This is a genomic window from Aeromicrobium phragmitis (assembly GCF_003674095.1).
Taxonomy (GTDB): domain Bacteria; phylum Actinomycetota; class Actinomycetes; order Propionibacteriales; family Nocardioidaceae; genus Aeromicrobium; species Aeromicrobium phragmitis.
The window spans coordinates 94413-116547 of the sequence record NZ_RDBF01000004.1 but is presented as its reverse complement, the minus strand read 5'-3'; the positions used below and the strand labels follow the sequence as shown (position 1 = coordinate 116547).

At 69.7% G+C, this 22135-nt stretch carries 20 protein-coding genes; 11 read left to right on the top strand and 9 right to left on the bottom strand.

The window, feature by feature from the left end; genetic code table 11:
- Positions 1 to 43 precede the first annotated feature (43 nt).
- Positions 44 to 967 carry an NAD-dependent epimerase/dehydratase family protein gene (locus tag D9V41_RS07005; protein ID WP_121793841.1) on the top strand — a complete coding sequence of 308 codons (924 nt, stop codon included), beginning with the start codon at positions 44 to 46 and terminating at the stop codon, positions 965 to 967.
- A 59-nt stretch (positions 968 to 1026) separates the two neighbouring features.
- On the opposite strand, the gene D9V41_RS07000 is transcribed toward D9V41_RS07005, so the two are convergent.
- The gene (locus D9V41_RS07000) at positions 1027 to 4125 is read right to left on the bottom strand and encodes a DUF11 domain-containing protein (protein ID WP_121793840.1); all 3099 of its coding nucleotides are present in this window, start codon (positions 4123 to 4125) and stop codon (positions 1027 to 1029) included.
- A 201-nt stretch (positions 4126 to 4326) separates the two neighbouring features.
- On the opposite strand from D9V41_RS07000, the gene D9V41_RS06995 reads away from it, so the two are divergent.
- Positions 4327 to 4704 (top strand): nuclear transport factor 2 family protein, encoded by a 378-nt coding sequence (locus tag D9V41_RS06995; RefSeq protein WP_121793839.1) that lies wholly within the window; start codon positions 4327 to 4329, stop codon positions 4702 to 4704.
- Between the two features lie 7 nt (positions 4705 to 4711).
- Here D9V41_RS06995 and ppc read toward each other — a convergent pair whose 3' ends face one another.
- The gene (ppc, locus tag D9V41_RS06990; RefSeq protein WP_121793838.1) at positions 4712 to 7498 is read right to left on the bottom strand and encodes a phosphoenolpyruvate carboxylase; all 2787 of its coding nucleotides are present in this window, start codon (positions 7496 to 7498) and stop codon (positions 4712 to 4714) included.
- 88 nt (positions 7499 to 7586) lie between these two features.
- On the opposite strand from ppc, the gene D9V41_RS06985 reads away from it, so the two are divergent.
- From D9V41_RS06985 to D9V41_RS06970, 4 genes are read left to right on the top strand one after another with little or no spacing between them, the layout of a single operon-like run.
- Complete coding sequence (locus tag D9V41_RS06985; protein ID WP_121793837.1) at positions 7587 to 8030, top strand: hypothetical protein; 444 nt, start codon at positions 7587 to 7589, stop codon at positions 8028 to 8030.
- Positions 8027 to 8821 carry a hypothetical protein gene (locus tag D9V41_RS06980; RefSeq protein WP_121793836.1) on the top strand — a complete coding sequence of 265 codons (795 nt, stop codon included), beginning with the start codon at positions 8027 to 8029 and terminating at the stop codon, positions 8819 to 8821. The genes D9V41_RS06985 and D9V41_RS06980 overlap by 4 nt, the downstream gene beginning before the upstream one ends.
- Positions 8818 to 10263, top strand: coding sequence for an alpha/beta hydrolase family protein (locus tag D9V41_RS06975; RefSeq protein ID WP_121793835.1), 1446 nt, complete (start codon positions 8818 to 8820; stop codon positions 10261 to 10263). The genes D9V41_RS06980 and D9V41_RS06975 overlap by 4 nt, the downstream gene beginning before the upstream one ends.
- Before the next feature lie 3 nt (positions 10264 to 10266).
- Entirely contained in the window at positions 10267 to 10707 is a 441-nt protein-coding gene (locus tag D9V41_RS06970; protein WP_121793834.1) for a hypothetical protein, read from the top strand.
- A gap of 47 nt (positions 10708 to 10754) precedes the next feature.
- Here D9V41_RS06970 and D9V41_RS06965 read toward each other — a convergent pair whose 3' ends face one another.
- From D9V41_RS06965 to D9V41_RS06945, 5 genes are all read right to left on the bottom strand, one after another.
- Positions 10755 to 11135: a heat shock protein transcriptional repressor HspR gene (locus D9V41_RS06965; protein ID WP_121793833.1), complete on the bottom strand. Its 381-nt coding sequence runs from the start codon at positions 11133 to 11135 to the stop codon at positions 10755 to 10757.
- 14 nt (positions 11136 to 11149) lie between these two features.
- On the bottom strand, positions 11150 to 12310 hold the full coding sequence (gene dnaJ, locus D9V41_RS06960; protein ID WP_121793832.1) for a molecular chaperone DnaJ: 1161 nt from the start codon (positions 12308 to 12310) through the stop codon (positions 11150 to 11152).
- 22 nt (positions 12311 to 12332) lie between these two features.
- Positions 12333 to 12932: a nucleotide exchange factor GrpE gene (grpE, locus tag D9V41_RS06955; RefSeq protein WP_121793831.1), complete on the bottom strand. Its 600-nt coding sequence runs from the start codon at positions 12930 to 12932 to the stop codon at positions 12333 to 12335.
- On the bottom strand, positions 12929 to 14785 hold the full coding sequence (dnaK, locus tag D9V41_RS06950; RefSeq protein WP_121793830.1) for a molecular chaperone DnaK: 1857 nt from the start codon (positions 14783 to 14785) through the stop codon (positions 12929 to 12931). The genes grpE and dnaK overlap by 4 nt, the downstream gene beginning before the upstream one ends.
- A gap of 130 nt (positions 14786 to 14915) precedes the next feature.
- Entirely contained in the window at positions 14916 to 16589 is a 1674-nt protein-coding gene (locus D9V41_RS06945; RefSeq protein WP_121793829.1) for an FAD-dependent oxidoreductase, read from the bottom strand.
- 57 nt (positions 16590 to 16646) lie between these two features.
- Here D9V41_RS06945 and D9V41_RS06940 point away from each other — a divergent pair, with 57 nt between their 5' ends.
- The 3 genes from D9V41_RS06940 to D9V41_RS06930 are packed head-to-tail and all read left to right on the top strand — an operon-like array spanning position 16647 to position 19245.
- Complete coding sequence (locus D9V41_RS06940; protein ID WP_121793828.1) at positions 16647 to 17240, top strand: TetR/AcrR family transcriptional regulator; 594 nt, start codon at positions 16647 to 16649, stop codon at positions 17238 to 17240.
- On the top strand, positions 17237 to 18649 hold the full coding sequence (locus D9V41_RS06935; protein WP_121793827.1) for a flavin-containing monooxygenase: 1413 nt from the start codon (positions 17237 to 17239) through the stop codon (positions 18647 to 18649). The genes D9V41_RS06940 and D9V41_RS06935 overlap by 4 nt, the downstream gene beginning before the upstream one ends.
- Positions 18640 to 19245, top strand: coding sequence for an acetoacetate decarboxylase family protein (locus D9V41_RS06930; RefSeq protein WP_121793826.1), 606 nt, complete (start codon positions 18640 to 18642; stop codon positions 19243 to 19245). The genes D9V41_RS06935 and D9V41_RS06930 overlap by 10 nt, the downstream gene beginning before the upstream one ends.
- A 1-nt stretch (position 19246) precedes the next feature.
- Here D9V41_RS06930 and D9V41_RS06925 read toward each other — a convergent pair whose 3' ends face one another.
- Positions 19247 to 20086 (bottom strand): glucose 1-dehydrogenase, encoded by an 840-nt coding sequence (locus tag D9V41_RS06925; RefSeq protein WP_121793825.1) that lies wholly within the window; start codon positions 20084 to 20086, stop codon positions 19247 to 19249.
- Between the two features lie 195 nt (positions 20087 to 20281).
- Between D9V41_RS06925 and D9V41_RS06920 the strand changes: the two genes are divergently transcribed.
- Positions 20282 to 20974, top strand: coding sequence for a hypothetical protein (locus D9V41_RS06920; RefSeq protein WP_121793824.1), 693 nt, complete (start codon positions 20282 to 20284; stop codon positions 20972 to 20974).
- A complete protein-coding gene (locus D9V41_RS06915; RefSeq protein WP_121793823.1) occupies positions 20961 to 21557 on the top strand; it encodes a TetR/AcrR family transcriptional regulator in 597 nt (198 codons plus the stop codon). The genes D9V41_RS06920 and D9V41_RS06915 overlap by 14 nt, the downstream gene beginning before the upstream one ends.
- Before the next feature lie 84 nt (positions 21558 to 21641).
- Here D9V41_RS06915 and D9V41_RS06910 read toward each other — a convergent pair whose 3' ends face one another.
- Positions 21642 to 22130, bottom strand: a complete 489-nt coding sequence (locus D9V41_RS06910; RefSeq protein WP_121793822.1) for a MarR family winged helix-turn-helix transcriptional regulator — start codon at positions 22128 to 22130, stop codon at positions 21642 to 21644.
- Positions 22131 to 22135: the final 5 nt, after the last annotated feature.

Here is a 22135-nt window from a genome sequence, read left to right as displayed (position 1 = left end):
TCATCCTGAAAACAGAGAGCACTGCTCACACAAGGAGAAAGCGATGACCCATCTCGTCCTCGGCGCCGGACCGATCGGCACCACCCTCGCCCTGCGGCTCGCCGAGCGCGGCGACCACGTTCGCCTCATGACCCGCAGCGGCAGTGGCCCCGAGCATCCCGCGATCGAACGTGTCGTCGGCGACGCGACCGACAGCGAGGCGGTCGAACGTGCAGCTCGTGGCGCCGAGACGATCCACCACTGCATCCATGCCACCGCGTACCGGGCGGACGTGTGGCGGCGTGAGTTGCCTGCGGCCGAACGCGTCGTGCTCCGCGCTGCCGAACGAGAAGGGGTTGTCGTGACGTTCCCCGAGAGCCTCTACGGCATGGACGCGGCACCGCAGCCGTTCACCGAAACGTCAGCGCGGACGCCCGGTTCGGCCAAAGGCGCCGTGCGGGTGGATCTGCTCGCGGCGCGCGAGTCCGCGCCCGTGCGCACCGTGAGCATGGCCGCCTCGGACTACTTCGGGCCGTGGGCTCGCGCCAACGCGCACGCGGGAGAACGGATGATCGTCCCGATCCTGCGGGGACGCACCGTGCGGCCGCTCGGGTCCGCCGACCAACCGCACTCGTTCACCTATCTGCCCGACCTCGCCGAGGCGATGATCCGCGCGGCTGAGGACGATCGCTGCCGTGGCTTGATGTTCGCGCCGACCGGTCCGCCCGTGACGCAGCGAGAGCTGATCACGCGCTATGCCGCTGCGGCAGGAGTGCCGGTGCCGAAGATCCGGCCGGTTCCCGGCGGTGCGTTGCGTGCGCTCGGCCGCGTCCATCGCGACACGCGTGAACTCGCCGAGATGCTGCACCAGTGGGAGCGCCCCTTCGTGATGGACTCCACGCACTCCGAGGCGGTTCTCGGCCTCGAGCCCACCGCACTGTCGAGCGGCGTCGACCGCACGATCGGCTGGTGGCGTACCGGAGCATGAACGCCGGTGGGGCCGGCCCCGAAGGAACCGGCCCCACCGATCGATCATCGATCGCTCACTCAGGAGAGGACGTCGTCGCCTTCGCGTCGACGACCGCGCAGGGTGAGCGCAGCACCGCCGAGCGCCATCAGCACGAGCCCCAGGCCCACCGCGGTTCCGGTGAGCTCGGCACCGGTGGAGGGCAACCAGCCGCCCTTCTCCTGGTCCTCGCCGGGTGTCGCCGCCGGCGGGTTGCTGTCGACCGAGACCGTCGAGGGCTCGGAGGTCAGCGTCCCACCACCCGGCAGCCCGCCGGTCGCGGTAGCGGTGTTGCTGAGCTCGCCGCTGGCGAGGTCGGCGGCCACCACCGTGTAGGTCGCGCTGCAGGTCACGGAGTCACCGGGTGCCAGCGCTTCCGCGTCGTCCGGGCACGTCACCGCCGAGAGGTCGCCTGCTCCGGAGAACTCGACCTCGTTCACCGTCGCATCCGTGATCGTCACATTGCCGATGTTGCGGACCTCGAACGCGTAGGTGACGACCTGGCCGACCTTCGTGATCTCCTCGACGTCCGCGGTCTTCACGACCGACAGTGCCGGCATCGGGTCGGTCGTCACCGTCTCCGTCGACGGCGTCGACGTCACCGGATCGCCCGTCGGCGACGTGCCGCTGACGGTGGCGGTGTTCGTCACCTCGCCGGAGTCGATGTCGGCCTGCGTCAGCGTGTACGTCGCCGTGCAGGTGATCTCCTCGCCCGGCGCCAGGGTGTCCTCGTCCGGGCAGCTGATCGCCGAGAGGTCACCGGTACCGGAGAACTCCGTGTCGTTGACCGTGGGATCGCTGATCGTGACGTTGCCGGTGTTGGTCACGAGGAACGAGTAGGTGATCGTCTGACCCACCTCGCCGGCATCGACGTCCGCGGTCTTGAGCACCGACAGTGCCGGCGACTGGGTGACCTCCACGGTCGATGTCGAGGGCGTCGACGTGAGCGGCGTGCCATCCGGAGGCGTTCCGGTGACCGTCGCAGTGTTGGTCAACGAGCCGCCGGCGTCGACGTCGGCCTGCGTCACGGTGTAGGTGGCGGTGCAGGTCACCACTTGACCGGCGTACAAGGTCGCCGTCGGGCAGTCGACCGCCGACAACTCGCCGCTGCCGGAGAAGTCGGTCTCATTCACCGCGACGTCAGTCATCGTCACGTTGCCGGTGTTGGTGACGAGGAACGAGTACGTCACGGTCTGACCGGCGGCAGCGATCGTGCCCGGGTCGGCCGACTTCACCACCGAGATGCCCGGGTCCGCGGGCAGCGGGATCGTGTACTCCGACGGCGCCGAGGTGACCGGCGTGCCGTCACCGGGAGTGCCCGTCGCGGTGGCCGTGTTGGTCACCTCGCCGGCGTCGACGTCGTCCGTGGTGAGGGTGTATGTCGCTTCGCACACCACCTGAGCGCCTGCCGCGAGCGTCGTCGTGGGGCAGGTGATCGCCGAGAGGTCGCCCGTGCCCGAGAACGCGACCTCGTTGACGGCGACATCCGCCAGCGGCACGTTGCCGGTGTTCGTGACCACGAAGCGGTAGGTCACCTCCTGGCCGGGCTGGTAGCCGGCGTCCAGGTCGGCGGACTTCACCACGGTGATACCCGCTGCGGGTGCTTCGGTCGGCGTCGTCGTGGTCGACGGCGCGGAGGTGAGCTGATCTCCGTCCGGGGTCGTCCCGGTCACCGTCGCAGTGTTGTCGACCGAGCCGTTCGCGACGTCCTGGGCGGTGATCGTGTAGACGGCGTCCGCCGCGCAGGTCTGCGAAGCGCCCGGCGCGAGGGACGCTTGCGGGCACGTGACCGCGCCGACGAGCGGATCGTTGACGGTCAGATCGGTCATCACGACGTCGCCGGTGTTCGTGACCTCGAACGTGTACTGGATCGTGTCGCCGGCGTCCGTGATGCCGTTGGCGTTGACATCGGTCGGCGTGCCGGCCTCCTTCAGCACCGACAGTCCAGCCGGGTCGCTGGAGTTGGTCGACGTGTTGTTGTCCGGGGTCGGATCTTCCTCGTTCGCGGTCACGGTTGCCGTGTTCTCCACCGTGCCGTCGACGTCGTCGGGTACCGACGCGGTGATCGTGTAGCTCACCGAGTCTCCGGCGACGAGCCGGCCGCCCACGCATTGCACGGCGTTACCGGTGACCGTGCACCCCGCGTCGACGGTCGCGACGTTCGTCAACGGGGCAGGAACCACGTCGTCGACCACGAAGCCGCTCGAGTTTCCGGGTCCGTTGTTGGTGACCGTCAACGTGTAGGTCACGGTGCCGCCGGGGATGACGGCCTCGGGGCCCTCCTTGACGATGGCCAAGTCCGTGGGCTGACCCGGCGAGGCCGCGCCGTCGTTCGCGGCGCTCGACGGACCGGGATTCGTCGAGACGAGCGTGAACGTGGGGGCGGGGGCCGCGGGGTTGGTCACCGCGACCTGGTAGACGGTGCCGGAATTGTTGAAGGAGAACCCGAGGTTGTCGTTGCCGTAGGTCCAGGCCGCACCGGCTTGATCGTTCGTGTCGGTGGGGAACGGAGCGGCGAACTGCGTCGTCGCCCCGCTCGCCGGATCGATGCGGGCGATGAGGCCGCCGCCCAACGACCAGAAGAAGCCATCCTTGTATGCGATGTCATATCCAGTCGTGTTGCCGCCGACGAGCGGAATGTGACGCACCAGGGTGCCGTTGGACACGTCGATCACTTCCAGGCTCTGCACTCCGTCGACATAGCCGACCGTGTACAGGTGCCCGTCCGCCGGCCCGAACGTACCGATGACGCTCGGCGTGAAGGTCTGCGTCCCGACCCGAGTCACCACGCCGCCTTGTCCGATGCGAACCAACGAGTTCAGCGGAATCGAGGCGCTCGCAACGTTGACGATGCCGTACAGATAGTGGTCCGCGGGGTTGTAGCCGATGGCGTTGTACGAGAGGTCGGACGGCCCGCCCTCCGGTTCGAACGACGTGTTGCCCGAGGCATCGGTCAGCGCCTTGAACAGCTGGGTGGGCTGATTCTGCGCGACGAAGACGTAGGGATCGGCCGGGTCGAACGGGTCTCCGGGCGCGGCGTGAGCCGGCGACGCGGTCAGCATCGGTGTTGCCGCCAGGACGCCGGCGAGCACCGAGAGCACGCCGGCCAAGGCCACCCCACGACGCCGCGGGTCCTTCATGGGGACTTCCTTGGTGGTCCGCTTCGGCGCACGTCGCCATCGAAATCTCACGCAGTTCTCCTCGCTTCATGGTTCAGCCGGCGAGCGATCGGACCCCGGCGGCCGTTCGCTGATAATGAAAGCCGAGTTTGAGCGTGGCGTCCAGTTCCGGTCTCGCGAATTGCGGGCGCGGGCCCCTTCGGGCCTCGTTACCATCGCTTCATGACCCAGCTCTCGATCGACCGACTCCTCGACCTCGAACACCGCGGCTGGGACGCCCTCAGCTCATCGCAAGGGGGGACCTTCTACGGCGACCTGATGACGCCGGACGCGGTGATGATCCTCGTCAACGGGATGGTGCTGGACCGACCGACGATCGCCCAGACGCTGAACGACTCGCCGCCGTGGTCGTCCTTCTCGCTCGACGGCGCTCGCGTGGTGTCGACCGGCGAGGCTTCGGCTGCGCTCATCTACACCGCGACGGCCCGCCGCGACGGGCAGGACGAGCCGTTCGTCGCCCTCATGTCGAGCCACTACCGCGTGCTCGACGACCAGGTCCGCTTGACGCTGTACCAGCAGACCACGATCACGCACGGCTGAGCGCGACTCACCCCGTGTTGCGCAGGCCGTTGGCGATGCCGTTGATGGTCTGCAGCAGCGCGAGACGCATCGCGTCATCGACCGACTCGGGCTCCTGGCGCACCCGGGCCAGCAGGTCGACCTGCGCGAACGAGATCGGCTGCAGGTAGGCGTCGCGGACGTCGAGGGTGCGTTTGAGCCCGGGCTGATGGTCCAGCAGCTCGGACTCGCCGGTCAGCCGCAGCACCTCCTGCACCGTGACCTCGTACTCCGCGCGGACGAGGCCGAAAACGTGCCGCAGGTGCTCGGGGACGAGCGCCTCGACGTACCGCTCCGCGACCCGCAGATCCGTCTTGGCCAGTGTCATCTCGACGTTGGACACGAACGTGCGGAAGAACTGCCACTCGGCCAGCATCTCGCGCAGCACGTCCTCATGACCCGCCTCGCGTGCGGCGCGAAGGCCGCTGCCGACGCCGTACCACCCGGGCACGATCTGCCGGGTCTGCGTCCAGCCGAACACCCAGGGGATGGCCCGCAGGCCCGAGATGTCGCCGCCGGAGTCGGGCCGTCGCGCAGGCCGTGAGCCGATGTTGAGCTCACCGAGCTGGTCCACCGGGGTCGCGGCCAGAAAGTAGTCGAAGAGGCCCGGGTCTTCGACGAGGCCCCGATAGGACCGGTAGGCCGCGTCGCTCACCAGGGTCATGGTGTCGTCCCACGCAGTCAGTTGCCCACCGCGGTGCCGCGTCTGCAGGTGCAGCGTCGACGCCTCCAGCACCGCCGCGAGCGACAACTCCAGGTTCTCGTGACCCAGTTGCGGGAGCGCGTACTTGTCGCTGATGACCTCGCCCTGCTCCGTGAACTTGATGTCGCCGGTGAGCACGCCGTACGGCTGGGCGAGGATCGCGTCGTAGGTCGGTCCGCCGCCGCGCCCCACCGTGCCACCGCGCCCGTGGAAGAGTCGGAGCCGCACGCCGTGCTTCGCGGCGACGTCGCGCAGGCTGCGCTGCGCCCGGTGCAGCTCCCACTGCGAGGTGGTGATGCCGCCTTCCTTGTTGGAGTCGGAGTACCCGAGCATGACCTCCTGAACATCTCCCCGCAGTCGCACGACCTCGCGATACGGCTCATCGGACAGCAGGTCGTCGAGCACCTCGCCGGCGCGACGGATCTCGTCCACGGTCTCCAGTAGCGGCACGAAGTCCAGCCGGGCGAGCGGCTCGACCCCCGGTCCCCCGACGAGATCGACGAGCCCGGCCTGCCGCGCGAGCACGACCGGAGCCAACAGGTCGTCGGCGCCTCGCGCCATCGACACGATGTAGCTCTCGACGACGTCCTCGCCGTAGGTCTCTTTCAGTTCGCGTATCGCGCCGAACACGCCGTACGTGCGCGCGCCCCACTCGTCGAGCGCGGGCGGGACCGGGCTGAGCGGGCGGCGCGACCGCAGCTCGCGCGAGAGCACGGCGACTCGCGCGGTTCGATCGAGTTCCTCATAGGCGCTGTCCAGCTCTCCGAGCCGGTCGACCATGAGCCCGATCGTGTGGTGGTGCGCGTCGGCGTGCTCGCGGACGTCGAGCGTGGCGAGGTGGAGGCCGACCAGCGCGATGGAGCGGATCGCGTCGGCGAGCAGCCGGTCGGCGATGCGGGAACCGCCGTTCTCGCGCAACGAGCGGTCGACGATCGCGAGGTCGGCCAGCAGCTCGTCACGATCCGCGTAGTCCCACCCTGTGCGGTGCGGTTGGGCGTGAGCGATCCGGGCTTCGGTGTTGTGCACCTTGAGGCGCATGCAGGCGAGCTTGAGCCGGTACGGCTCGGCGGCGTTGACGGTGAGTAGCCGCGGGTCGAGGTCGGGGAGGTTCGCAAGGTCGACGCTGAGCGAGTCGGTCAGCTTCTGGCTCACTCCGACCAGCTCCGACGACGGCGACAGCTCGCGGATCAGAACGTCGAGCCGGTCGGTCACGATGCGGGTGGCGACCCGGTTGTGGAGCATCAACACCTCGCGGGTGACCTCGGGCGTGACGTTGGGATTGCCGTCGCGATCGCCGCCGATCCAGGAACCGAAGCTGAACGGCCGGCTCGTCGGGGGCAGCTCCACTCCGTGCTCGGCGAGCATGTCGGTGAGCTCGCGCCCCAGCGCCGGCATGGCCTCGTCCAGGATCTGCTGGAGGTAGAAGACCATGTGCCGCGCCTCGTCGAGCGGGGTAGGCCGGGTGCGCCGAACGGCGTCGGTCTGCCAGATGAGGTCGACGAGCTGAGCGAGGTCCGCGTCCTGCCGCCGGCGCTTCCGGCTCCCAGGCTCCGAGGGATCGGCGAGGATGTCCGCGATGCGGCGCAGCTTGGTGAGGACCGTGCGGCGGCTGACCTCGGTGGGATGCGCGGTGAACACCGTCCGGGCGTGCAGCCGCCGGACGCCGTCGGCGAGGCCCTCGCGACCTTGCTCGGCGACGACCTCGGCGATGGCCCGCGCCAGCCAGCCCTCGTCCTCGGGGCGGTGCTCCAGCCCGCGCACGCGCGCGACCTGTTCGGCTGCGTTGGCGAGGCTGAAGTAGACGCTGAAGGCGCGCACGAGCTTGCCGACCGTCTCCGACGGCACATCGCGCAGCAGCGCGCGGATGGCATCGGACGATGCCTCCCGCTCAGCTGGATCGTCGCTCTCCTCGATGCGTTTGGCATGCGCCCGGACGCGCTCGACCCGTTCGAAGAGGTCGTCCCCCTCGAGCCGGCGCAGCGTCTCGCCGAGGAGGTCGACGACGCGGCGCACGTCATGGCGGATCGTGTCGTCGATCGAGCGGGCGATGGCGTCGAACTCACTGGACGTCATGACTCGAGCCTAGGGGCGTTCGATGACGGTTGCGTGACGTCCAGGCTCTGTGATCGACGGAGCGAGCGATCCGCTTTAGAGTGGCCGCATGATGATCGGGGGCGATCCGGAGGACCTGCGACGCCTCGCGGCCTCCGTGCGACGCGTGGCGGAGGGGTTGGCGGACGACACCGACCGTGCCGCGTCCGCCCGACACGTCGAGTGGGCCGGTGTCGCCGCCACCGCCTTCCGTGAGGAACTCCGCACGCGCCAGCTCGAGGGGACCGAGATCAGCGCCGCCATCCACGACGTGGCTCGCGAGATCGATCGGCTCGCCGAGACGCTCCAGCAGCGGCAATCGGCACTCCTGGTGGCGCTCGAGACCGCTGGCAGATCCGTGGAGGACGCGCAGCAGTGGATCGCCGACGGCGTCACCGACCTCGTCGACACCGCCGAGGGTTTGGCGAGGGAAGCGCTCGACACCATCGGAGACGGGGCGGAAGCCCTCGAGGATGCGGCGCGCCGCGGGCTCAGGACGATCGGGCTGGGATGAACTCCACCGCACTCGCGATCAGCGGCAACGCGGCCCGGGTTCGCCTGGCCGAGGACGACTGGGCGGCCGTCGTTCGGGCGGCGCGACTCGATCCGACCGCGCTCGGCGCGCTCGCGCCGTTGACCGAACCATCCGACCGGCCTCTGGACGAGGCGACCGTCGCCGCGGCGGGGCGGACGTGTACTTCCGCGCCCGTCACGGTCACGGTCTCGACCAGTTCGCAGGGACGAGGCCTGCACGGTTCCCTCGCGAGCGACACCGAGAGCCTCGTCGCGGTGACCCGGGTGGTCGCCGCGTCGGAGGATCCGAACGCACCTGCGGCGCTGGTCCCGGGAGTGGAACTGTCGGTGGCTCGGGCGAGCCAGCTGGTGGAGGAGCTGTCTCGGCTCGTACCGCCCCTGACGCCGACGATGACGTGTGCGGACGCTGGGCCCTGGTCGCTCCCCCACGACAGCGCGCTCAGTTGGGCCGCGGCCGTCGCGAAGCAGGACGACGCGGTGCTCGACCTCATCGCCCGGCAGTGCGGATGGTCCGAGCCGCCGGACGTCCTCGTGAATCTGGCCGAGGGCCTCGATGCCTCGGTCACCGTGCAGATCGCCTCGCTCGACCATCCCCGGGATCTGTTGCGATGGCTGGGCTGCGGTTACGGCTGGGTGGGGTTGTCCGTCACCTCCACCCACCTCATCCATGCCTTACACAGCCGCCGCGAGCTGCTCGCGGTCCTCGTCGAGCGCACGGCGCTGGCCTTCGACCGCGCGACCACCGCGCGCCAGGAGGGAGGCGGGCGATGAGCGACGACCTTCAGATCAGCGGCGGCGCGGGCGGCCTGACCGCCGCCTACGAGGACATGATCCGCTATGCCGGCGTCCTCGACGAGACAGCAGACGGATTCCGCTCCGCGGGTGTGCTGGTGGCGGCCGCGGCGACCGATCCCGAGCTCGCGCAGGCAGCCGTTCTGTGTCCTGCGGAGGTTGCGAGGATTCACGCCTCGCTCGGTGCCCTCACTCTCGGACGTTCCGGGCCGTTGGCTCTCGGCATCGAGATGGAGGTGCTCGCGCGGCATCTGCGGTTCAGTGTGGAGACGCTCCAGGCCAAGGACGCGCTGCTCGCCGGACTCGAGGACGCCTTCTGGGACGGGGCCGGCTGGTCCGCGGGCCTCGGGATCGTGCCGGTCGCCGTGGGAGGGTTGGCGGTCTGGGGGTTGTCGAACGATCCCCGCTTCAGGCCGCTCTTCGATGCGATGGGGTTCCCGCGCGACCTCGACGACCTCCAGGAGACCCTGTACGACAACCCGTGGATGCTCGACGCGCTGAGCCGCATGGCACCAGGCCTGGTCCAGGGCGTGGGATTCAGCCTGTCGGGTCTCCTCGGACCCGTCGGCGCGCCCTTGCTCTTTGCCGCCTCCGACGGAAACTGGCCGACGGGGGATTACGCCGCTGCTGTCTCCGGTCTGCTCGCGATCGCGAACCGCCTGGGGTATCTCGAGGACGTCGGCGACTTCACGGTGGAGCCGGCCGGTCCCGCGACACCCCTCGACTTGAGCACCGGTGGTCTCGAGGCGTTGCTCGAAGAGCAGCGGGCGCTCGCGACGTCCCCGGGGCAGGTGCAGGTGATCGCACTGGACGGCGCGCCGCCGGCCTATATCGTCCAGATCCCCGGCACGCAGTCATGGTCACCGCACCGCGGTGCTCATCCGGTCGACCTGACCACCAACGTCGAGCTGATGGCGATGCAGCAGCGCACCGTGATGGAGCAGCAGGTGCTGGCCGCCATGGAGCGAGCCGGCATCGGCCCCCACGACGCGGTGATGTTGAGCGGACACAGCCAAGGCGGGATCACCGCAGCCGCCCTCGCCGCGGACCCCGCCGTGCGCGACCGCTTCTCGATCGAGAGTGTCGTCACGGCCGGCTCCCCGATTGCCCACATCGACCTCCCTGAGGACGTCTCGGTCCTGTCGCTGGAGCACAGCCAGGATCCCGTCCCGATGCTCGACGGGGCCGACAACCCGGACCGGCCGAGCTGGACGACCGTCCGACGGGAGCTCTCCGATACCGAGGGAACCCGCGGTGGCCCGCGCAGCCCGATCAACGCCCACGGCTCGGGGACCTACGCCACGACGGGGGCCCTCGTGGACGGCTCCGAGGACCCTGGCCTGGTGTCCTGGCGAGAACGCAACGATCATTTCCTACGTCCGGGAACGACCCGTGGCTACCAGATTCACGCGGAGGATTGAGCAGTGACAGCGTTGCGCCACGCCGTGCTCGTCCTGGTCCTCTCGATCGTGATGACGGGTTGTGCGCAGGACCCCGAACCGACTCCGGAGCCGACCGTGTCATACACCCCCATCGCCGACGAGCAGCTGTACGCCGACATCACCCGGCTGCCGGGCGTCCAGTCGGTCGATCTCGACTACGTCGACAGTGTCACCGCCGGACGCGGCTACATCGGGAGCATCGTCATCGACGACGGCGCCGACGCCGCTCAGATCCTCGACCACGCCATCGCGATCCTGCGCCAGGGGCAGCCCGACGCGACCATGACCATCCACGCGCTGCGCGGCGATGAGCGCATCACCCCGCGAACAGCGCTCGACCTGACACAGACCGATCTTCGCGAGCTCGAGAACCGCTACGGCCCGCAACCCGGCGACGGTCAGCCGCCGGAGGTGGCTCCCTGACGTCATACGTTTCGTGGCCCCCGGGCCACGGAACGTATGACGCAAACTCAGCCGCGCCGCTGCCAGAGCGTGATCTGGTGGCGGGCGACGACGGCGGGGAGATTCTGAGGCTGCTGCGCGGCGACGAGCTCGGCCTGGAGTTCGGCCACGCGCTCACGCAGCGCCGCCACCTGGTTCTCCAGCTCGATGACGCGCTTGACGCCCTCCAGCCCGAGACCCTCGGCCGTCAGCCGCGCGACCTCCCGCAACTGCTCGATATCGCGAAGTGAGTAGCGCCGGCCGCCGCCGCTCGTCCGTCCTGCCTCGACGATGCCGAGGCGGTCATAGGTGCGGAGCGTTTGCGGATGCAGGCCCGACAGTTCGGCCGCGACGGAGATGACGAACACCTTCGCCTCGGGTCCCGGCGGGACGAAGCCGGATGCGCTCATCGTTCACCACCCTCTCAGCCGGCCGCCTGGAACACGGCGGCCCTGGGATCTGCGTTGCCGCGCGCGGCGCGCAACGCCTCGACGGCGGCGCGCTGCTCGTCGGTCAGGTGCTCGGGTACCTGCACCTCGATCGTGACCAGGAGGTCACCCCGGGCCGCCTGCCCCGAGCCTGGCGACGCATTCTTCTTGACGCTGCCCTTGCCACGAGCCCGGAACGTGCGGCCCGTGGGTGTGCCGGCCGGGATCTTGAGCTTGACCGGCGGCCCATCCAGCGTCGGCACGCTGATCTGGGCGCCGAGCACCGCCTCGTCGAAGGCGACCGGCACGGTGATGGTGAGATCGTCGCCCTTGCGGCCGAACAGCGGATGCGACTCCACGTGCACGATCAGATACAGGTCTCCGGCGGGAGCGCCCGCATCGCCCTTGGCACCCTTGCCCTTGATCTTGATGCGCTGGCCGTCCTTGACGCCGGCCGGCACCTTCACGTTGATCGTGCGGCTCGACGGCGCCCGGCCGTTGCCGTGGCACGTGGCGCAGGGGTGCTCGACGATGAGCCCCCGACCAGCGCACTGGGCGCACGGCTCGGTCATCGCGAACAGCCCGCCGGCGGTGCCGGTCTGCATGCCGCTGCCCTGGCATTTGGGGCACACGCGCGGGACGGTGCCGGGCTTGGCGCCCGTGCCGTGGCACGTCGGGCACGCCTCCTCGCTCGTGAGCCGCAGGGGCAGCGTGACCCCGTCGACCGACTGCTGGAACGTGATCGTCGCCTCGGACTCGAGGTCCTCGCCCCGGCGGGCCTGAGGCGGGCGGCGGCGACCACCGCGGCCGCCGCCACCGAAGATGCCTCCGAGCAGGTCACCGAGATCGAACTCGGTGCCCCCGGCCGTGCCACCGCCGGGGAAGCCGCCCCCGGGCGGGAATCCGTTCTTGAACTGGCCGAACAGCGACCGCTGCTCGTCGTACTGCTTGCGCTTCTCCGGCGAGCTCAGGACGCCGTACGCCTCGGAGACCTCCTTGAAGCGCTCCTCGGCGGCCCTGTCGCCCGGCTTCGAGTCGGGGTGGTTGTCGCGTGCCAGCTTGCGGTACGCCTTCTTGATCTCGGCAGCGGAGGCGTCCTTACTCACGCCGAGCGTCTTGTAGTAATCCTTGGTCGCCCAGTCACTGGGGTTGCTCACGACGTTCCCCTCCTCTCTGCCGTCAGTTGGGTGCGTCCTCCGCGGAGTCGGCCGACTCCGTGGCGTCAGCGGATGGATCGGCGGGGTCGACGACGCCCACCGTCGCGGGGCGCAGGATCCGCTCGCCGACGCGGTAGCCGATCCGCATGACCTGCGCGATGCTCGTGGTCGCGACGTCGGCGGACTCACCGGCGTGGAACACGGCCTCGTGCTGGGCGGGGTCGAAGGGCTCGCCCTCGGCGCCGAACGCCTCCAACCCGTACTTGGAGGTGGTGCTGCGCAGGGCATCGGCCACCGCCTTGAAGCCCCCGGTCAGTTCACCGTGCTCCTCGGCTCGGCCGATGTCGTCCAGAACCGTGAGCAGGGCGCCCAGCACGTCTTCGCGTCCCTGCGCGCGCATCATCTCGCGGTCCCGATCGACGCGACGTTTGTAGTTGACGTACTCGGCCTGAAGCCGCTGCAGGTCGGCGGTGCGCTCGGCGAGCTGCTGCTCGAGCGAGGGCCCCTCCTCGGCCGGGGCGGCCGGAGCCTCCCCGTCAGGGGAGGCGTCCGGCGTGGCCTCGGCGTCGGGCTGCTCGACGGGCTCGTCGACCGCTCCGTGGTCGTCGGGCTGCTGCGTCACTTCGTGTCACCCTCGTCCTCGTCGACGATCTCGGCCTCGACGACATCGTCGTCGTTGTCGGCGTTGTCGGCGTCGCTCGTGGGCGCGGAGGCGTCCGCCGCCTGCTGTTCGGCGGCAGCGGCGGCGTACATCGCCTCGCCCATCTTCGAGCTCGAGGTGCCGAGCTTGGCCACCGCGGCGTTGATCGCCTCGGTGTCCTCGCCCTTGAGGGCTTCCTTGAGGGCGTCGAGATCGGCCGTGACCTCGGCCTTCACGTCGTCGCCGACCTTGTCGCCGTTCTCGTCGAGGAACTTCTCGGTCGAGTGGACCAGCGCCTCGGCCTGGTTGCGGGCCTCGACCGCCTCACGGCGCTTGCGGTCCTCCTCGGCGTACTGTTCGGCGTCCTTGACCATGCGGTCGATGTCCTCCTTGGACAGAGCCGAACCGCCGGTGATGGTCATCGACTGTTCCTTGCCGGTGCCGCGGTCCTTGGCCGAAACGTTGACGATGCCGTTGGCGTCGATGTCGAAGGTGACCTCGATCTGCGGCACGCCGCGCGGAGCCGGGGGCAGGCCGGTGAGTTCGAAGGTGGCCAGCAGCTGGTTGCCGGCGGCCATCTCGCGCTCACCCTGGTACACCTGGATCGCCACGGACGGCTGGTTGTCCTCCGCCGTCGTGAAGACTTCGCTGCGCTTGGTCGGGATCGTGGTGTTGCGCTCGATGAGCTTGGTCATCACGCCGCCCTTGGTCTCGATGCCGAGGCTCAGCGGGGTGACGTCGAGGAGCAGCACGTCCTTGACCTCGCCCTTGAGGACGCCGGCCTGCAGGCTCGCGCCGATGGCGACGACCTCGTCGGGGTTGACGCCCTTGTTGGGCTCCTTGCCGCCGGTGAGCTTCTTGACGAGCTCGGACACGGCCGGCATGCGCGTCGACCCACCGACGAGCACGACGTGGTCGATCTCGTTGATCGAGATGCCCGCGTCCTTGATGACGTTGTTGAACGGCGCCTTGGTGCGCTCCAGCAGGTCGGCGGTGATCTTCTCGAACTCGGCGCGGGTCAGCGTCTCGTCGAGGAACAGCGGGTTCTTGTCCGCGTCGACCGTGATGTACGGCAGGTTGATCGACGTGCTCGAGGAGCTCGACAGCTCGATCTTGGCGCGCTCGGCCGCCTCGCGGATACGCGGCATGGCCATCTTGTCCTTGGTGAGGTCGATGCCCGTGCTGTTCTTGAACTTGGTCACGATCCAGTCGACGACGGCGTTGTCCCAGTCGTCACCACCGAGGTGGTTGTCGCCGCTGGTGGCCTTGACCTCGATGACGCCGTCACCGATCTCCAGCAGCGAGACGTCGAAGGTACCGCCGCCCAGGTCGAAGACGAGGATCGTCTGGTCGTCGGCCTTGTCCAAACCGTAGGCCAAGGCGGCCGCGGTGGGCTCGTTGATGATGCGGCTGACGTTGAGGCCCGCGATCTCACCGGCCTCCTTGGTCGCCTGCCGCTGGTGGTCGTTGAAGTAAGCGGGCACCGTGATGACCGCATCGGTGACCGGCTCGCCGAGGTAGGCCTCGGCGTCGCGCTTGAGCTTCTGCAGCACGAAGGCGCTGATCTGCTGCGGCGTGAACGCCTTGCCGTCGATGTCGATGGTCCAGTCCGTGCCCATGTGGCGCTTGACCGAACGGATCGTGCGATCGACGTTGGTGACGCCTTGACGCTTGGCGACCTCGCCGGCGAGTACCTCGCCGTCCTTGGCGAAGGCGACGACCGACGGGGTGGTGCGGGCGCCCTCGGCGTTGGCGATAACGGTGGGTTCGCCACCTTCGAGTACGGCGACGACGGAGTTGGTCGTGCCGAGATCGATTCCGACCGCGCGGGCCATGGGTTCCTCCTGAGTGTCGGGAAAATCTGTGAGGTCGACTGACTTGAGTCTAACCGTATCAACTTTCCTCAAGCCGCTCGTATTCCCCCGGCCGGACCCCCGAGATGCCCGCTATCCGCGCGCCTCGAGATCAGGCCCAGTGGAGGACGGCGGGCGCGTGCTCGGGGACGAGCGGCGTGCGCGGTGCGACGGGGTCGAGACGCACGTAGCCGGCGCCGAGAGGCGGGCGCGGGTCGCGCTCGCCCTTGACCGGCCAGAAGGACATCGCTCGCTCGGCCTGAGCGGCGATCGTGAGCGAGGGATTGACGCCGAGGTTGGCGCTGATCGCTGAGCCGTCGGCGATGTGAAGGCCCTCGTAGCCGAACACCCGCTGGTACGGGTCGATCACCCCGCACTCCGGGTCGCTGCCGATCGCGCAGCCGCCGATGAAGTGCGCCGTCATCGGGATGCCGACGAGGTCCGCGACCGAGCCGCCCGCCACCCCGTCGACCTTCTCGGCCAGCCGGCGCGCGACCTGGTGCGCCACCGGGATCCACTCCGGGTTCGGCTCCCCCGTCCCCTGCCGGCTGGTGAGCCGCAGCCCCCACGGCCGGCGGCGCAGGAACGTCGTGATCGAGTTGTCGAGCGACTGCATCGTCAACAGCACGATCGACTGTTCCGCCCACCGCCCCGGTCGGTGCACCCGCAGCGCCGCGCGCAGCCCGAGCGTGCGGTACTGCCGTAGGGTGGCGCGCCACCGCCGCACGCCGTCGACCGGATCGACGAGGTGCGCGTTGAGCAGGCCGATGAGACCCGATCCCGGCCCGTACCGCACGGGCTCGACGTGGGTGTGCTCGTCGGGGTGGAACGACGAGGTGATCGCCAGCCCCGCGGTGTGGTCCGCCGCGCGATCGCCGGCTCGCGCGGTCAGCACCGCCTCGGAGTTTGTCCGGCTCAACACCCCGATACGGGAAGAGAGCCGCGGCAGCGACCGGCGTCGCAGACGGTGCAGCAACGTCTGCGTATTGAGCGCGTTGCCGGCGAAGACCACCTGCTCGACGCGCAGCGTGCGCCGCTGCCACGGCCGACCGCTGTGCCGCGTCCGCACCCGGTACCCGCCACCGGCGAGCGGACGCACGTCCGTGACCGTGGTCAGCGCATGCACGTCCGCGCCGCCCTGCTCGGCCAGGTGCAGGTAGTTCTTGACCAACGTGTTCTTGGCGCCGACCCGACAACCCGTCATGCACGAGCCGCACTCGGTGCACGTGCGACGCTGTGGCCCGACCCCACCGAAGAACGGATCGGGAACCTCCTCACCGGGCCGCTCTCCGAACAGCACGCCGACATCGGCGGGGTGCACCGTGTCGCCGGCGCCCAGTTCGTCGGCGATCTCCGCCAGCAGCCGATCGGGCGTCGTCCAGCCCGGGTACGTCGTCACGCCGAGCATGCGTCGCGCCTGCGCGTAGTGGGGTGCGAGCTCGGCGCGCCAGTCGGTGATACCCGCCCACTGCGGGTCCCGGTAGAACGGCTCGCCGGGCTCGTAGAGGGTGTTGGCGTAGACCAGCGAGCCCCCGCCGACCCCCGCGCCGCTCGCGATGAGCACGTCGCGCAGCAGAGTGATGCGCATGATGCCGAAGCACCGCGCCCACGGCGCCCACAGGTAGCGCCGTATGTCCCAGGAGGTGCGCGGCAGCTCGTCGTCGGCGAAGCGTCGGCCCGCCTCCAGAACGGCGACGCGGTAGCCCTTCTCGGTCAACCGCATCGCCGTCACGCTCCCGCCGAAGCCGGAGCCGATGACCGCGACGTCGTAGTCGAACTGGCTCATGGCGCGAGACCCTACGCGCTTGTTGACACTTTGCCAATAGTCCACGAGACTGCCGGCATGACCTTGCCGTCCACCTCGGCCCGCACGCGCTTGGCACCGGACTCACGCCGGCAATCGCTCATCGACGCGGCGCGCACCCTCTATGCGCAACGCCCGTACGACGACGTCTCCACCGCCGAACTGGCGCGGGCCGCGGGAGTCACGCGCGGGCTGATCAACCACTACTTCGGCACGAAGCGCGAGCTGTTCCTCGCGGTCATGCGCGAGTCGGTCATGATGCCGGCCGAGGCGCTGCCCGACCTGTCGGCGCAGCCGATGCCCGAGCGCGTGCGTCACACGATCGACTGGATCCTCGACGCCGCGACGACGTACGGGCAGGCCTGGGTCGCGGCCTCGGGCGCCGCCAACCTCCACGGCGACTCCGACGTCCAGGCGATCGTGGACGAGGCCGACGACCGAGCGGCCCGACTCGTCCTCGACGCCCTGTGCCTTCCCGACGATCCGCACCGCCGGGCGCGGCTGCGACCCGTCGCCGCCTACGTCAAGGCCTTGTGCCGCGAGTGGCTCGTGCGCGGAACGCTCACCCGCGACGAGGTCAGCGATGCGGTCTGTGCGGCGGTGCTCGCCGTGGTCACGGAGGAGGCACGGTGACCTCGATCGGGATCATCGGGACAGGATTCGGCGGCATCGCCGTGGCCATCGAACTGCTGCAGCACGGCCACGAGGACGTCCGCCTGTGGGAGCGCGCCGATGACATCGGCGGTGTCTGGCGCGAGAACACCTACCCCGGCGCCGCCTGCGACGTACCCGCGTCGCTGTACTCCTACTCCTTCGCGCCGCACGACGGTTGGACCCGCCGCTACCCCAGTCAAGGCGAGATCCACGCATACCTGCGCGGGGTGGCGCAGCGCTACGGCGTGACCGAGCGGTGCCGCTTCGACCGCCAGGTCACTGCCGCACGCTGGGACGACGGGTGGACCGTGGAGTTCGCCGACGGCACGTCCGAGCACGTCGACGTCTTGGTGAGCGCCGTCGGCCAGCTCTCCGAGCCGCAGGTTCCCGAGCTGCCCGGCCTCGACGAGTTCGACGGACCGGTCTTCCACTCGGCGCAGTGGGCCCATGACGTCGACCTGTCCGGCCGCCGCGTGGCAGTGATCGGCTCGGGCGCGACCGCGGTGCAGGTCGTCCCTCGGCTCGCCGGCGTCGCCCGCGATGTCGTCGTCGTGCAGCGCACTCCCAACTACATCCTGCCGAAGCCCGACGGCCGCTTCCCCCGCTGGTATCGGCGTCACGCACCGCGGGAACGCGATCCCATCGACTGGGTGACGCAGCAGTTCTCCCGCGGCCTCGACCCGCGTTCGGGCATGGCCCGGTTCCTCCATGCGCTCGCCCTGGGTCACCTGCGGGCGAGGGTGCGCGATCCCGAGCTCCGCCGGGCGCTCACTCCGCGCTATCCGATCGGTTGCAAGCGGATCCTGTTCTCCAACGACTACTACCCCGCGCTGAACCGCGACGACGTCCACCTGGTGACGGCGCCGCTCGTGGCGGTCAGCCCGACGGGAATCGAGACGGCCGACGGAGTGACGTGCGAGGTCGACGCGCTCTGCTTCACGACCGGTTTCGCCGCGCAGGACTTCCTCGCCACGCTCGACGTCCACGGGCCCGCCGGGCGTCTCCACGACCTCTGGAAAGACGGCGCCCGCGCCCATCTGGGCGTCCACGTGCCCGGCTTCCCCAATTTCTTCGTGAGTTACGGCCCCAACACCAACCTCGGCGGCGGATCGATCATCGCGATGCTCGAGGCCCAGGCCCGGCACATTCGGCAGGTGCTCGATCACCGTGCGGCGCGGGGCGCGCACGCCGTCGAAGTGCGTCCCGACGCCGAGGAACGCTGGGACGACGAGGTGCAAGACGCCCTCGAGCGCTCGGCCTGGGCGTCCTGCTCGAGCTGGTACCGCCACCCGATCTCGGGCCGGATCACCTCCAACTGGCCCGGCGGCACCCGCGGCTACGAACAGAAGGTCGCGGCAGTGCGACCGGAGGAGTTCCGATGGATGTGAAGACGTTCCCCACCGAACCGTGGGACCTCGCCGGGCACGCCGTCGTCGCGGCCGGACTGACCGACCGCGCCGTCATCCACGCGCCCCCGGGAACACGTCCGGTCACGGTCGGCGGCCGCGCACTCGTCGCTCTCGCGTTATTCGTCTACGAACCGCCGAGCCCGCTCACCTACCGCGAGATCATGGCGGCCACCCTGGTCCGCCGCGGGTTACGTCCGTTCGTGCACATCACGCATATCTGGGTGGACAGCCCCGCCTCACGTGACGGAGGGCGCGCGCTCTGGGCGATCCCCAAGCACCTCGCGGACTTCGAGGTCACGCCGGACCGCTACGCCGCTCGCGACATCGCGACGACGACGCTCCGGAGGGGCCGGCGGCTCGCGGTACCGTTCCCGGCCCGCTTCACCGTGGCGCAGCGGCGCGACGGCCGGACGCTGACCACGCCGGTGCGCGGCCGCGTGCGCATCTCGCCGGCGCGCTCCCACTGGACGATCACCGGGGACGGACCGCTCGGCCATCTCACCGGCTTCCGACCGCTGGTGTCGGTCGCGATCCGCTCGTTCCGGCTGCGATTCGGGCCCGCACGTCGCGGCTGACTCAGAGGATCGGGTTACCGCCGGTCACCGCGACGCGAGCACCCGAGACGTAGCTCGCCTCGTCGGACGCGAGCATGACGTACACCGGGGCGAGCTCGGCCGGCTGCCCGGCGCGCTCCAACGGCACCTGCTGGCCGAAGCTCTCGACCTTCTCCTCGGGCATCGTGGCCGGGATGAGCGGCGTCCACACGGGTCCGGGTGCGACGCTGTTCGCCCGGATCCCGCGCTCGGCGAGCAGCTGCGCGAGCGAGGCGGTCATGTTGGCGATCGCGGCCTTGGTCGCCGCGTACGGCAGCAGCGTGGGCGACGGCATGTCGGAGTTGACCGACGACGAACCGATGATCGACGATCCCTCGGCCATGTGGGGCAGGGCCGCCTTCACGAGGTGGAAGTAGGCACTCAGATTGATGGCGAGCGTCATGTCCCACTCCTCGTCGGGGATCTCCTCGAGCGTCGGGTGGTTCATCTGGAACGCTGCGTTGCTGACGAGCACGTCGACCCGGCCGAACTCGTCGACCGTCTTCTGGATGATCTCGCGGCAGTGCGCCGGGTCCGCGAGGTCGCCGGAGATGACGACCGCCCGGCGGCCGGCGTCCTCGACGAAGCGACGGGTCTCCTCGGCGTCCTCGTGCTCGTTGAGGTAGCTGATGACGACGTCAGCGCCCTCGCGGGCGTAGGCGATCGCGACGGCCTTGCCGATCCCGCTGTCGGCTCCCGTGATGACCGCGACTTTCCCCTCGAGGCGACCGGACCCCTGGTAGCTGTCCTCCCCGTGATCGGGCTTGGGCGTCATCTCCTGCTCGGTTCCCGGAGGCTGCTGTTGCTGCGGCGGCTGCGTCATGGGAGGTCCTTCCTCTGCTCGCGGTGGCGTTGCGATCGACGCTACGCAGGCCGACGCCGCCTCGCACGGCGAGCGCCTCCGGCCCGAGATGCGGTCGCTTGCGTGTCACCGCGTCCCCTCTCGATGACCCAGAATCGACCACATCACGTCCGCCTCAGGCTTTTCATAGAATGCGTGTTCCAGTAATGTCGAGCCATGACCTCGACGTGGACGCTGCGCGACCGCCGGCGCGAACTCTCCGTTCACGATGGCGGCAACGGCTGCGTGCGCGTCGAGGTCGACGGCGATCTCCTGGAGGAACGGACCGGCGAGCTGCTGGACGCCCTCACCTTCGAGCTCGGCCCCGTCGACGACGTCGAGCAGACCGTGCGCGTCCATCTCGGCGTGCGCAAGGAGGTGCGGCGCGTCGAGATGCGCGAGAAGCCCGCCGACGAGGACGAGGCGCGCCCGCTCGTCGTGCCGTTCGTGCCACCGCCCGGCACCAAAGCCCGGCGCCGCTACGACCTGCAGGAAGCGCATCCCCGGCTCTACGCGGCGCGCCACGTCGCCAGCTCGATCGGCGGAATCCTGATCGGCATCCTCGGCGTGGGGGCGCTGGTCAGCGCGTTCCTCAGCCAGTTCGTGCCGCGGATCGACTGGTCGTGGCTTCCCGATCTTCCCGACATCTCGCCACCGTCCTGGTTGCGCTACATCGACCCCCTCTACTGGCTCAGCCGTGTGCTGCCGGACTGGGACTGGTTCGGTTGGTTGCCCGATCTCGACCTGTCGTGGTTGCAGTACGTCGTGCCGGTCCTCGTCGCCATCGCGATCGCCGTCGGCGAGCTCGAGCGGCGCAAGAAGCGGCTCGAACGCGAGCAACGCGCCGAGGAGGGCGATGCGGACCGTTGACCCGGCACGCCACGCCGCCCGCCGCGCACAGATCCTCGCCGGCGCGGCGACCGCATTCGCCCGCAAAGGCTACGACCGCACCACCGTCAAGGACATCTGCATGAGCGCCGGGGTGGGGTCGGGCACGCTCTTCCACTACTTCACCGACAAGCGGGCGATCTTCCACGCCATCCTCGAAGCCGACCGTGACCAGCTGCTCGCCGACCTCGCCGACGTCGACATGCGTGATCCGCTGAGCGCGTTCTGGCACGTCGTGGAGCGCACGACGACCGACCTGCGCGACCCGATGGCCGGTGCGATGGTGCTCGCGATCCTCGGCCAAGTGACCGTGGATCCGGCCGTCGGCGAGATTCTGGGGGCGGGCGACACCGCCGCGCACGCGGTGCTCGCCGAGCTCATCGGCCGACTGCAGGAGGCAGGTCAGGCCGATCCGGCGTGGGACCCCGCGCACGCCGCTACCTGGGTGCAGACGATGACCGACGGCCTCTACCTGCGGTGCGGCGACGAAGGCTTCGACGCCGACGTCGAACTGGCACAGCTGCGCCTCGTCCTCACCCGAATGCTGGACGTGCGAACGCGCTGAGTGTGACGTTTGGGCTGAGAAATGGGGCGATTCACCTGCGAAACGTCACACTCAACGCGTGCTTAGCCCACGAGGGCGCGACGTTCAGGACCAGTCGGCGGACCGTAGAACCCGCAGCAGTGCGTAGGCCTCGCGTTGCTGCGCGGGGGTCAGGGCGTCGACGCCGAAGCCCAGGTTCACCAGGGTGTCCGTGGCCACCTCGAGCACCTTCTCCCCCTCCGGCGTGAGCGAGGCGAGGACGCGACGCCGGTCGGCTTCGTCGACTTCGCGGGAGACCAACCCCTGCGCCACCAGCCGGTCGATGGCGTTCGTGACCGACGTGGGGTGCACCATCAGCCGCTCCCCGATGCGACTGAGCGGCAAGGAGCCGGTGCGACTGAACGAGAGCAACCGCAGCACCTCGTAGCGCGCGAAGGTGATGCCGAGCGGGCGGAGCGCCGCCTCGAGCCGGGTCAGGACGAGCTGCTGAGCTCGCATGAGCGAGGTGACGAGACGCATCGCGGTCGCGTCACCGATGCGCTCCTCCCAGAGCTCACCAGCGCGCTCGATCGGGTCGAACTCCAGCGGTGCCATGGGCG